Annotated in this window: 12 protein-coding genes; 7 read left to right on the forward strand and 5 right to left on the reverse strand. The window is 61.2% G+C overall.

The annotated features are described in order from the left end of the window. Positions 1-32: 32 nt before the first annotated feature. Together HMPREF3162_RS01875 and HMPREF3162_RS01880 are read right to left on the reverse strand one after the other, a co-directional pair. Positions 33-623: a PepSY domain-containing protein gene (locus HMPREF3162_RS01875; protein WP_070575715.1), complete on the reverse strand. Its 591-nt coding sequence runs from the start codon at positions 621-623 to the stop codon at positions 33-35. Between the two features lie 54 nt (positions 624-677). After that, on the reverse strand, positions 678-2,636 hold the full coding sequence (locus HMPREF3162_RS01880; RefSeq protein WP_070575712.1) for a M13 family metallopeptidase: 1,959 nt from the start codon (positions 2,634-2,636) through the stop codon (positions 678-680). Positions 2,637-2,672: 36 nt separating this feature from the next. On the opposite strand from HMPREF3162_RS01880, the gene HMPREF3162_RS01885 reads away from it, so the two are divergent. Together HMPREF3162_RS01885 and HMPREF3162_RS01890 are read left to right on the forward strand one after the other, a co-directional pair. After that, on the forward strand, positions 2,673-3,185 hold the full coding sequence (locus HMPREF3162_RS01885; protein WP_070575709.1) for a low molecular weight protein-tyrosine-phosphatase: 513 nt from the start codon (positions 2,673-2,675) through the stop codon (positions 3,183-3,185). A gap of 47 nt (positions 3,186-3,232) precedes the next feature. After that, complete coding sequence (locus tag HMPREF3162_RS01890) at positions 3,233-3,859, forward strand: copper resistance CopC family protein (protein WP_070575706.1); 627 nt, start codon at positions 3,233-3,235, stop codon at positions 3,857-3,859. On the opposite strand, the gene HMPREF3162_RS01895 is transcribed toward HMPREF3162_RS01890, so the two are convergent. Next, positions 3,837-4,955, reverse strand: a complete 1,119-nt coding sequence (locus HMPREF3162_RS01895) for a glycerate kinase (protein WP_070575703.1) — start codon at positions 4,953-4,955, stop codon at positions 3,837-3,839. The genes HMPREF3162_RS01890 and HMPREF3162_RS01895 overlap by 23 nt on opposite strands. 122 nt (positions 4,956-5,077) lie before the next feature. Between HMPREF3162_RS01895 and HMPREF3162_RS01900 the strand changes: the two genes are divergently transcribed. After that, complete coding sequence (locus tag HMPREF3162_RS01900; protein WP_070575700.1) at positions 5,078-5,428, forward strand: TM2 domain-containing protein; 351 nt, start codon at positions 5,078-5,080, stop codon at positions 5,426-5,428. 63 nt (positions 5,429-5,491) lie between these two features. Here the strand turns inward: HMPREF3162_RS01900 and bioB are convergent, their stop codons facing one another. Continuing rightward, positions 5,492-6,688: a biotin synthase BioB gene (bioB, locus tag HMPREF3162_RS01905; RefSeq protein WP_070575697.1), complete on the reverse strand. Its 1,197-nt coding sequence runs from the start codon at positions 6,686-6,688 to the stop codon at positions 5,492-5,494. A gap of 272 nt (positions 6,689-6,960) precedes the next feature. On the opposite strand from bioB, the gene HMPREF3162_RS01910 reads away from it, so the two are divergent. The 3 genes from HMPREF3162_RS01910 (at position 6,961) to HMPREF3162_RS11565 (ending at position 9,801) form a co-directional block, all read left to right on the forward strand. Further along, the gene (locus tag HMPREF3162_RS01910) at positions 6,961-8,484 is read left to right on the forward strand and encodes an MFS transporter (RefSeq protein WP_070575693.1); all 1,524 of its coding nucleotides are present in this window, start codon (positions 6,961-6,963) and stop codon (positions 8,482-8,484) included. A gap of 457 nt (positions 8,485-8,941) precedes the next feature. Continuing rightward, on the forward strand, positions 8,942-9,211 hold the full coding sequence (locus tag HMPREF3162_RS11560) for a hypothetical protein (protein ID WP_141759525.1): 270 nt from the start codon (positions 8,942-8,944) through the stop codon (positions 9,209-9,211). A 134-nt stretch (positions 9,212-9,345) separates the two neighbouring features. Next, positions 9,346-9,801, forward strand: coding sequence for a hypothetical protein (locus HMPREF3162_RS11565; protein WP_141750237.1), 456 nt, complete (start codon positions 9,346-9,348; stop codon positions 9,799-9,801). Positions 9,802-10,175: 374 nt separating this feature from the next. Here the strand turns inward: HMPREF3162_RS11565 and HMPREF3162_RS12110 are convergent, their stop codons facing one another. Then, positions 10,176-10,880 carry a relaxase/mobilization nuclease domain-containing protein gene (locus HMPREF3162_RS12110; protein WP_371089251.1) on the reverse strand — a complete coding sequence of 235 codons (705 nt, stop codon included), beginning with the start codon at positions 10,878-10,880 and terminating at the stop codon, positions 10,176-10,178. Positions 10,881-11,066: 186 nt separating this feature from the next. Here HMPREF3162_RS12110 and HMPREF3162_RS11755 point away from each other — a divergent pair, with 186 nt between their 5' ends. Further along, entirely contained in the window at positions 11,067-11,237 is a 171-nt protein-coding gene (locus tag HMPREF3162_RS11755) for a hypothetical protein (protein ID WP_218079163.1), read from the forward strand. Positions 11,238-11,300 lie beyond the last annotated feature (63 nt).

Consider the following 11,300-nt stretch of genomic DNA (forward strand, 5'->3'; position numbering starts at 1 on the left):
TGTCGGAGCTCGGCACGCCGGAGGACGTCGCGTCAGAGGACGTCGCCGGAGCGGTGGTGGACGTACACGTCCTTGGGTTTGTCAGCACCGTCGGGCTCGATGCTGACCTTCCAGCCCAGTTGGCCGTCTTTTCTGCCCGGGCCGACTTCGACCACCTCACCGCGCACAGTGCGCGATGCAGACTGGACAGCCTGATCGACCGTCTGGCGCATCGACGAGTACTGGTCCGCGGCACCGGATGGCGGGTCTTCGACCTTGTCCTTGCCGGTGACCTCTGCGCCGTCAGCGCTGACGTGAACCGGCGTGTTCTTCCCGTCGCTGTAGACGGTGATCAGCCAGCCGTCATCTTCTGCTTTCAGGCCAACGGCCTGACCGCTGTCATCGACGTCCGCAACGGCGGTGAGAACGGCAGTACGCGCCGCTTCGGCCGACTGTGCGGAATCCTGGCCGCCGACCGTGGCGATGCCGCCGGGAGGCTCCTCGGAAGGTGTGGCCTCCTGCTGCGCTGTGGGAGATTCGCGCGATGCGCCGTCCTTGATGGCACAGCCGCTGAGGACGAGTGCGAGTGAACCGCCGATGACGGCAGCGGCCCGGACAGAGGACACCAGAGGGCTCTTCTTCATAACCTCACGCTAAAAAGATGTTTCTGAGAGTTTCGTCAGTGCCGGTGAAGTGCGTCACCAGATGGTCACGCGCTCTTCCGGAGCCAGGTACATGCCGTCGCCGGGCTGTGTTCCGAAGGTTTCGGCAAAGGCATCCATGTTCTTCACCACCTGGTTGCAGCGGAACTCCTCCGGCGAATGGGGGTCGATTGCCAGACGGCGTTTGCGCTCTTCTTCGCGGAACTTCGAACGCCACGCGGCGGCCCACTGGCAGAAGAATGCTTCGCGGTCAGCCTGGGTCAGCGGCTGGCCGCTGTCGTGGGCAGCAAGCTGCAGGGCCTTCCAGCTGATCCCCAAACCGCCGAGGTCGCCGATGTTCTCGCCGATCGTCAGTTCGCCGTTGACGGTGCTGCCGTCCGTGACTTCCCACGGCGACAGCGCGGAGTACTGGTCGATGAGCTTGCGGGTGCGCTCCTCAAAGCCCGCTCGGTCTTCGTCGGTCCACCAGTTGACGAGGTTGCCGTCACCGTCGTAGCGGGATCCCTGGTCGTCGAAGCCGTGGCCGATTTCGTGGCCGATGACCGCTCCAATCGCCCCGTAGTTGGCTGCTGCGGAAGCTTCGGCGTCGAACATAGGCGGCTGCAGGATTGCCGCGGGGAACACGATTTCATTGAGCACCGGGTGGAAGTAGGCGTTGACTGTCTGCGGAGTCATGAACCATTCGGTGTGGTCAACAGGACCGCCGATCCGGTCGAGCTGACGGCGGTGTTCGGCCTGAGAAGAACGACGGATATTGCCCACGAGGTCGTCGGCTGTGACAGTGAAGCTGTACTCCCGCCACACATCGGGGTAGCCGACCTTGACGGAGAACTTCGACAGCTTCCCCAGGGCCCGCGCCTTTGTTGTCTCGGTCATCCAGTCGAGGTCTTTGATCGAGCTCTCATAGGCCTTCAGCAGATTGTCGACCAGTTCGGCAATGGCCTTCTTCGATGCCGGAGGGAAGTGCTTCTGCACGTAGAGTTTGCCCACGAGCTCACCCAGGTGGCCCTCGACGGTGCTGATGCCGCGCTTCCACCTTTCGCGCAGTTCGGGGGTGCCTGAGAGGGTCCGGCCGAAGAAGCCGAAGTCCTCTTCGACGATGTCTGCGCTCAGGTAGTTTGCATACCGGCTGAGAACGCTGAACAGCAGCCACGCCTTGAGGGCAGCAAGCTCGGTGCTGTCCCACAGCTGGGCGGCCCCGGTGACGAAGTCGGGTTCGCGCACAATGAACTGTTCGGGTTCGGGCTGGATGCCGAGGGCTTCGAGCCACGAGTTGAGGTCGAACCCGGCTGCGAGTTCACGCAGCTGTTCGGGTGTGGTCGGGTTGTAGGTGGCTTCGGCATCACGCGTGCGCACATTGTCCCAGTGGTGCTTGGCAACGGCGGTTTCGAAGTCGAAGACAGTGCGGGCGAAGTCGGCGTCCGACAGCCCTGAAAATTCGCTCAGCCCGCCCAGAGCAGACATCGCTTCGAGGTGGGCGAGGAAGGCCTCGCGGATCGGCGCGGATTCTTCGGCCCGGTAGTAGGACTCATCGGGCAGGCTGATTCCCGCCTGCTCAAAGTACAGCGCGTACCGCTCGGAGTTTTTGGCATCTGCGGACACGAAGCCGGCCAGCAGACCGCCGACGCCCTCCTGTTCCAGCCGGCCCATGACCGCGGCGAGTTCTTCCTTGCTGCCGGCGTCGGCAATCGCCTTGAACTGTTCGCGCAGCGGGCTCACGCCGAGCTGTTCGATTGTGTCGACGTCCATGAACGATGCGTAGAGGTCCGCTGGCATCTGCGTGTCTGGGTCGCCATCAGAGTCCGCCTGCTGCAGGTCGGTGATGATGGTGCGCACATTTTCTTCGGCCGCGTCGAACAGTCCGCGCATAGCTCCATCGCCGGCGCGGTCATCGGGAATGACGTGGGTGTCCAGCCACGTGCCGTTCACACGGCGGAAAAGGTCGTCCCGGAAAGAAGCGGAAGGGTCTCCGTAGGGCAGATCAGCTGAAGTCATGGCATCCACGCTACCGGCTGTGTCATCGTAGTGACCATGAAGCCCTTCCGCATTGCCTTTGTCTGCACCGGCAATATCTGCCGTTCTGCCATGGCCGAAATGATGCTCAAACACGAACTCGCGGGCTGCGGGCGGACCGATATCGAAGTCGAGTCCTTCGGCATAAGCGACGAAGAAGTCGGCAACCCCATTGACTATCGGGCGCGCGCAGAATTGGAGAAGAACGGTATTCCCGTCACCGAGCACAGCCCTCGTCAGCTGCGGGCAGAGGACCTTGACGACATTGATCTGGTGGTCGCCATGACCTCGCGGCACGTTGCTGGCATTCGCCGGTTGGAACGCCAAGCCGGTGGAAATGTGCCGCCTGTGCGGATGCTTCACCAGTTCGACCCCGGAGCGAACGCGCATGAAGAGCCCGAGACGGCGGCAGCAGCCGATGTCGCAGACCCCTGGTACGGCACAGCTGACGATTTCATAACAACCTACCGTGAGCTTGCTCGTGCACAGGACGGAATCATCGCAGCGGCTGACAGCATGGGACACAATTGAGCGAAGGACTTTCGCCCGTACCCCGCATATCGACTGGAGAAGCAGCCATGACCACCCGATCTTCGCTTTCGCGGTTTCTTGCCGCAGCCCTTTTTGCCAGCCTGGCGCTGGTACTCGGCTCGGTACCCGCCCAGGCACACGACCAGCTGATCGGCTCGAACCCCAAGCAGGGAGCCAAACTGGACAAGCAGCCCGAATGGATCGAACTGAACTACTCGGGCGAAATCCAGGACATCGGCAGCGAAATCCGCGTGGAAAAAGACGGTGAAGACTTCTCAGCCGGAGAGATCACCGTTGAGGGCCGGACCGTCACGGCGGCTTTGCCCGACGATCTTAAACCCGGCGATTACACGATTGCCTGGCGGGTTGTGAGCCAGGACGGACACCCCATTTCCGGCAAGGTTGAATTCACTCTGCTTGATTCCGCCGGCAGCGGCGGCGAAGTCAAGGACGGCGACAAGACTGAGGAAGGCGCCAGCGAAGACAACACCGCAGACAAGGCCGAAGACGGCAAGCAGTCGGATGCTTCCGGACAGGAAGAGGCCAGCCAGGACGCTTCTGGCGTTTCTCCGGTTGTGCTGATTCTGCTGGCAGTTGCCGGTCTCGGTGCTCTCGTTGCGGTGTTCGTGATGTTCACCCGCAAGAAGAACGTCATCGACGACAGCGAAAGCTGAGGACGGCTTCAGCCAGGTCGTCTGCGACGGCTGTGAGCACGGGCCCCGGATCGGACATCGCCTGTTCGACCGGGGCCTTGTCCGTCAGCTGGAACAGTCCCGCCAGTCCCGCGTGCGACACTTCAGAGTCGGCAGAGCCGCAGACCACAAAGACGGGAAGGTCTGCCCGCTGGGCGCGTTCAATGACAACCGCGGGGCCTTTTCCGCTGAGCGTCTGCACATCAAAGCGGCCCTCGCCGGTGATGACGACATCAGCCTGCGCCAGTGCGGCATCGAAGCCGGTGAGGTCCAGAATGAGATCCGCCCCAGACTCCATGTGCGCTCCCAGCAGCAGAGCCGCAAACCCCGTTCCGCCGGCTGCCCCGGCGCCGGCCCGCGCAGCAGTATCCGCAGCCCCGAGCTTGTGGGCGAATTCCCGCAGCTGAGAATCGAGGTCGCCAACCGCCTGTGCGTCCGCTCCCTTCTGCGGTCCGAACACCTCAGCTGCACCGCGCGGACCGGTCAGCGGATTGTCGACGTCGCACGCCACCGTCAGTTCGACCCCGTCCAGAAGTCGCAGCGGGGTCGACAGGTCAACACTCGCAGCGTGGGCAAGCGCGCCGCGCGGGTCGCGAACACGCTGGCCGCGTGCATCGTGAACCACGGCGCCAAGCCCCATGAGCATTCCAATCCCGCCGTCAGTGTTGGCCGAACCTCCAAGCCCCAGCACAATTGAGCGGGCACCTGCCGCAACCGCGTGGCCGATGAGCTCTCCCGCGCCCATGCTTGTGGCATTCCGCGCTGTTGCCGGTTCAACAGAGCCGCCTTGACGCTGAAGGAGCGCCAGGCCGCTGGCTTCGGCCATTTCGATGATCGCCCGCGTACCCCGCAGCGCCCACCGAGCGCTCACGGTGCCTCCCAGTGGACCGGTGACCTCTGCCGCGCGCAGGGAAAATCCCGCGGCCTGGGCTGCTTCGAGAGTGCCGTCGCCCCCGTCGGCTAGCGGCGTGGCGTCGACGGTGACGCCAGCTGATTCCAAGACGGGGCGCAGGTGGTCAGTGACTTCGGCGGCGGTCAGGGTGCCCTTGAACTTATCGACAGCGATGAGAGCGCGCATAGCATCAGCATCCCACAGGAAACTCCGTCAGCGGCGGCTTCTCGATGGTCTGTCCGGTGATTCCCTCGGGCCTATGCAGGGTGCTTTTGGCCCATATGGCCCCGTGGGCCTACTGTTGTCCTGTGACTACAAATACACACACATCACAGAAAAGCTTCCTTGTTACATGGCTGTTGGCCTGGTTCCTCGGAAGCCTGGGCATCGACCGCTTCTACCTTGGAAAAATCGGCACTGGCGTGCTCAAGCTGATCACGCTCGGCGGCTTCGGCATTTGGTCGCTCATCGACTTGATCATCTACCTGGTGGGTGCTGGCCGCGATAAGAACGGCCAGCCGCTTGAAGGCTATGAGCAGCACAAGAAGCTCGCTTGGATTGTGACTGCCGTCATGTTCGTTGTGGGCATTGGCTTCGGCAGCTGCAGTGTCACCACCCTCGGCGACATCCAGAACGACGCCATGGCGCTCGGCTTCTGATCAGACTTTCCGTTTACGCAGAACAACCCCGGTTTTTGCCGGGGTTGTTCTGTTGTCGGTCCCTTAGGCGTTCGGGGCCAGGGCCGTTCCTGCTCCGCGCCTGCGGATGGTGGGGACGGTCACGCTTCCGTCACCGGCCGAGGTGCCGGCAGGGGGTGCGCTCTTGCCGCAAGGCAGGGTTGCCGGGGCTGAGACTGCGGGTGCCGCTTCTTCGGCACTGTTCATTGCCTGAGCGTGTGCTCTGCGGTGGGCGCGCAGCTGGTCGCGCAGTGCCCGAGCATCGTCCTGGCCGACGATTTCGAACCCGCCGTTGACGATCATGTTGAGGTCGTCCTCTGCCGCCTGGCCCTCAGAGGTGAGGTAGTCGCCCAAGAACAGCGAATTGACCACGTGCAGGGCCATGGGCTGCAGCGATTTCAGGTGCATTTCGCGTCCGCCGGCCATGCGCAGCTCCTTGTCGGGACACATGAGTCGAACGGCGCACAGAATTCGCAGGCACTGGGTGGGTGTGAGGTAGTTGACGCCTTCCAGTGGTGTTCCCTCAAACGGGATGAGGAAGTTGACGGGAATGGAGTCTGAGCCGAGTTCGCGCAGCGATTCGACCGCTTCGATAATCTGCTCGTCGGTTTCCCTCATGCCCACAATCAGCCCGGAACAGGGTGACATGCCGGCTTCGTGTGCGCGGCTGACTGTTTCGGCACGCTCGTCCCACGTGTGTGTGGAGCAGATGTCCTCGTAGTGTGACTTGGCGGTGTTGAGGTTGTGGTTGTAGGCGTCCACGCCGGCATCGCGCAGGCGCTGCGCCTGACCGTCTTTGAGGATGCCCAGGCAGGCGCAGATTTCGACGTCTGGGTTGTTGGCCTTGATGTCTTCGGTCATGCCGGCAACCCGCTCAACGTCGCGGTTGGACGGTCCGCGGCCGGATGCCACGAGGCACACTCGTGACGCACCTCCGGCCAGTCCGAACTCGGCCTGGCGGCGGGCTTCGTCGCCCTTGAGCCACGAATACTTGAGGATCTCAGTGTCCGAGCCCAAGCGCTGCGAACAGTAGCCGCAGTCTTCGGGGCACAGACCTGATTTGAGGTTGACCAGGTAGTTGACTTTGATCTTCATGCCGAAGTGGTGGCGGCGCACGCGCCCGGCGGCGGCAACGAGGTCAAGCAGCTGGGAGTCGTCAGAGCGCAGGATGCTCAGCGCTTCGTCAGAGGAAGCCGGGGTTCCCGCGACTGCGCGATCGGCGATTTCACTGAAATTGAACACCGTTCAACTATTGAACAGTGTTCAATTTCTGTCAAACGCGACCCGGATCACATTTGCTGCGGCCGTGATGAGCCAATGACTCCGGCACTGCAGTTCTGTGACGCTCCAGGACAGCTCTATTACGCCCGGTGGGCCCTGTGTGACAGCGGGGGACAGGCATGTGACAAACCGCGTCGCAGTGTGTCAAACAGCGCCAGTCCCTATCGCACTGAGTCTTTAGCGTCGTCTTCGAATCACCGCACAGCCGCGGCTCAAACAAAAGAGGAGACACCATGACGACAACAGTGACACCCGCCGGCGGTGCTGCCAGCCCGCCCGGCGCCTCGGCAACCGGCACCTCGGCAGTGGGGAGCACAAGAAAGCCAACGCCCCGTGAGCTGCGCCGCGTGCGCGCGGCGAGCTTTGCCGGAACCACCATCGAGTTCTACGACTTCTTCATCTACGGCACCGCCGCTGCCCTCGTTTTCCCCACAGTGTTCTTCCCGGCCCTGGGCTCCGGTGCGGCACTCGTGGCGTCCTTCGCCACCTTCGGCGTCGGATTTGTGGCCCGCCCGGTGGGGTCGATCTTCTTCGGCCACTTCGGCGACAGGATCGGGCGCAAGCAATCGCTCATCTCCACGCTGCTGATCATGGGTGTGGCCACTGTGCTCATGGGCCTCATTCCGCCGTCGGACCAGATCGGCATTGCCGCGCCGATCATTCTGGTGACCCTGCGGTTCCTGCAGGGCTTCGCGGTCGGCGGCGAATGGGCCGGTGCCGCGCTGCTGACCGCCGAGTATGCGCCGAAGGACAAACGCGGCCTCTACGGGGCGTTTCCGCAGCTGGGCACACCCGCCGGGATGTTCTTGGCCAACACAACGTTCCTCGTTTCCGCCTTGGTTGCCGGGGATTCGTCCGAGGCGTTTCTGAGCTACGGCTGGCGAATTCCGTTTGTGGCCTCGGCCCTGCTGATCGCCATTGGCCTGTGGGTGCGTCTGAGCATTGCCGAAACCCCGGCTTTCGTGCAGGCGCAGGCGGCAGCGGAAGAAGCCCGCAGACGCGACGCCGAGATCGCTGCAGCGCCCGGCGGTGGCAAGGATACGCAGGGTGTAGACGGCGCCGACAGTGCTGACGCAGTCAGGCCGCGTGAGCGCTCGCCGTTCATCGACGTGTTCCGCTTCCAGGCCCGCGAAGTCCTGTTGGCCAGCGGCTGCCTGGTCATGCTGTTCGCGTTCTTCCACACGTCGACGTCATTCCTCACGTCCTACGCGTCCGACCCCGAGGGAATCGGCTTGCCGCGCACCGTGGTCCTGTCGATCAACATGCTCGCCGCGGTGGTGCTCGGTGTGACGGTTGTGCTGGCCGGCTGGCTGTCCGACCGCTTCGGACGGCGTCGTCTGCTGATCTTCGGCTTTGCCACGGGCACGGTGTGGGCGCTTTTCATCTTCCCCGTCATATCAATCGGCACGGGTGCGGCTTTCGCCCTGGCTCAGTGCCTCACGCTGTTGTTCTACGCCTGCGCCTACGGGCCGCTGGGTTCTTATCTGCCCGAGCTGTTCAAGCCGCGCTACCGCTACACCGGCGCTGGCCTGGGCTACAACATCGGCGGCATTTTGGGCGGCGGCATCGTGCCGATCCTCGCCAGCGCCATCAGCGCTTCCTACGGCGGTACGGGAATCGGTCTGCTGCTGAGCGCAACGGGGGTCATTTCGCTGGTCTGCGCGTGGCTGCTGCGGGAGACCCGCGGGCAGGCGCTCGATCACGAAGAACCCGCCGAGACGCCACTCACCAAAGAGCCCGCATCCGTCGGGGTCTGAGGCAGGAGCGCGAGGTGCCGGGCGCGTTCAAGGGCTCGGCACCTCGTCCTTCAACCCCGCCCACGCTTTAGCCGCAGAAACTCCCATTAGCAGTGGTTGCTAAAGCGTGGATCTGCGGCTAGCGGGAGCTTCTTCTCGGCAGGAGGTGCCGGGTGCGCTCGGGATTCGCACAGCGCTGGGTTCTGGGGTGAGGAAAACTCACGAGGCGCCGCTCACCCCCGTGACACCCCTTCAGAAGCGGCTGCAACAGCCCCTGCAACGGTTCAGACTGCGCCGTCTCGTCCTCCTGAAAGGCTAGGTTTTTCGCACGTATATTCAACCGCTAACCAAGCACACAAACGGGCGGTTCATTTCGAGGTGTCGACCCATCTCACGGCCCTTCCATTGGGAATATTTGTTAACTTTGTTTACAAGTAATGTCCTGATGTGTAGAGTATCGAGTAATCCCCATGAAGCCATGCAGTCCAAAGGAGAACGGCATGGACAATCAGAAAAAGATTCCAAATCCCAGCTAACGATCTCTAAAAGCGCACTTTTCCTGACGATCACAGCGTTTACACTTTCGCGCCTGGCGCTAGCGGACCCCGCTACAGGAACGCTAGAAGCTGAGGCTGCAAGTTCGTCAGATCAGCAAGCAGACAACACAACAGTGGAGTTCGACCATCCAATTTCAACTCGCGATGCGTTCGAGATTGCAAAAATAATGATTTCCAAGTTCAATCCGTAGGGTTTAAAGTTGGTAATGTAGCTGGGAGTTACATTTATGACTCTCCAATTTCACTAGATGCGAACATTCAGAATCTAGAAGAAAACCTACGGAGCCAGGCTCCTGACGGAAATGCAGAAGTAGATAATCTGACTGTGGTTGCAAAGGACGGCGCGAGCACGACGGCAGCACGCAGCTCTTCTACATCGAACGGTCTCCTTGACGACGCTCGTGGTAAACTGCGCCAAGACGCAGGGGACGCTGATCTGACCCGCAAACGGGACCAAGAGGTTCCTAAAACGAAACAACAGAACCGAGCAGCAGCTGTGAAAGACAAAGAACAGTCTTCTGAACCTCCTACCCGTGCGCATGCCAACAGTGTGTGGTTCCAAACCAAAGACAACGTTGACGGGAAGAGGCAGGTCTTAATCAATGCCGCCTGGCTCGGAAAATCAAACCTGAAAAATGCACCAGATCCCTTGCGCTGGGGCTTAGAGTTCCAGCTGTACCAATGGAACTACTCTCTGGACGGCAAGAACAAACGCCCACTCATTTCAACTGGGGCGAGTTCGAAGACAAGCGGCCCAAGGCCATCACACCCTAAAATATGAGCAGGTTGTTTTTATGAATAAGACAACATCCACATGGGTTTCTCGCTTCGTTCGCACCAGGGTGTTCATTCTCGGTTCTGTCTGCACGTTTGCAGCGTCGATAGTCGCGTTTCTTGCTGAATCCTGGCAGGCCGATAATGCCATAGAAGGAGTGGGGAAATGCCCATTGAACGGTTCGGGTGAGATTCGGCACTCAACTGCAGCATGGATCGAAACAACATTCGCTCCACCGCGGATAGTCTGTTTTCAAGATGGATATCCACCCGTTCATCAAAGCACTCTCATATCGAGTACGGCGTACTATCTAACGTTTGTTCTGCTAGCGGCTGCTCTCGTTATCTTCGTCGTGAAGATGGCTCATTTCTTCGGATGGTTCAGTAAGAAACCGATACCTGAACATACTTATCCGGGCTAGTTTCGCCCCGCCCTTGGGCTGGACGTTGCTCTCGCGATGTTCGCCGCTGATGGTCGCGGTACGACGGATCACCCGAGCGCGTTCTGCTGCCTCGCTTCGGGGGGCTTCTTTGAAGCCACCGGAGCGCGTGTGGGCTACCGACCGTCGGCGCAACACCAGGCCGGTGCGGTACTCCCGCACGCTTGTTTCTGATGTCCTGCGCCTGTTTGCGTACCGTGACCACTCCTGGGTCACGGTCTGTTTCGGTGTGTGCTTCAACCGTGGGGCAAGCCTCAAGGCCATAGGTTTTGTCTAGCTGGGTGCAGGCTGTTTGAGCCTGTCCGCGGTCACTGCGCCCGTGCCAGACCTGCTCTTCATCATTGACGCGGGACACGACGATGTGCACAGGGTCATCACCGTGGCAAACTAGGCTCCAACGGTTGTCTTCCAACCCCATGCTCTCGATGAAAGTCTGGCAGGCATCTGCCCATTCGTCGTCTCTGAGGACCCGATCATGCACAGAGTTCCGTAACGAACACTGCCAAATAGGTTTCGTGATATCTCCACGTCGCCCCTGTGTTGCGCGAATCTCGACAGCCCAAAACATCGGGTCAGTTTCTCCCTGCGCTCTAATGTTTGAGCCAATCACGATGCCACCAGAGCAGCGCTGACAACGAGCATCCACGTACTTGTGTTCATTCGCTTTTCCCGGCCCGTGAAGATACGCCGCAATATCTCCGACCCGAGCCCCGTTACCTTTTAGGTGTCACTGCTGTCCGTCAGGACAGGCAGTGCAGGGAACCGGCTGGCTCCGGCATGATGTCTGCCCCAGTCGTTCATGATCCGAGGGGAAACAACGCAACGCAGCCGCGTGAGAACACGATTGAAGAAACTCGCACCCCGCATGGCGGCCCACCTGGGTGACGAGATCCCTGCAGCTTTGGCCGAACAAACCACCATCGTGGCCGGAACTCATACTGCCGGGCACATCATCAGCCAACGGGCCGCTCAGCTTGCACATCTGACCGAGCAGCGCGGATGATGACGCATGCCGCGATCTTAACGGTGGTGGATGCTCACCCTCTTACCGAAGTCCTGACCTCTA

The organism is Brevibacterium sp. HMSC07C04, assembly GCF_001815905.1.
Lineage (GTDB): Bacteria > Actinomycetota > Actinomycetes > Actinomycetales > Brevibacteriaceae > Brevibacterium.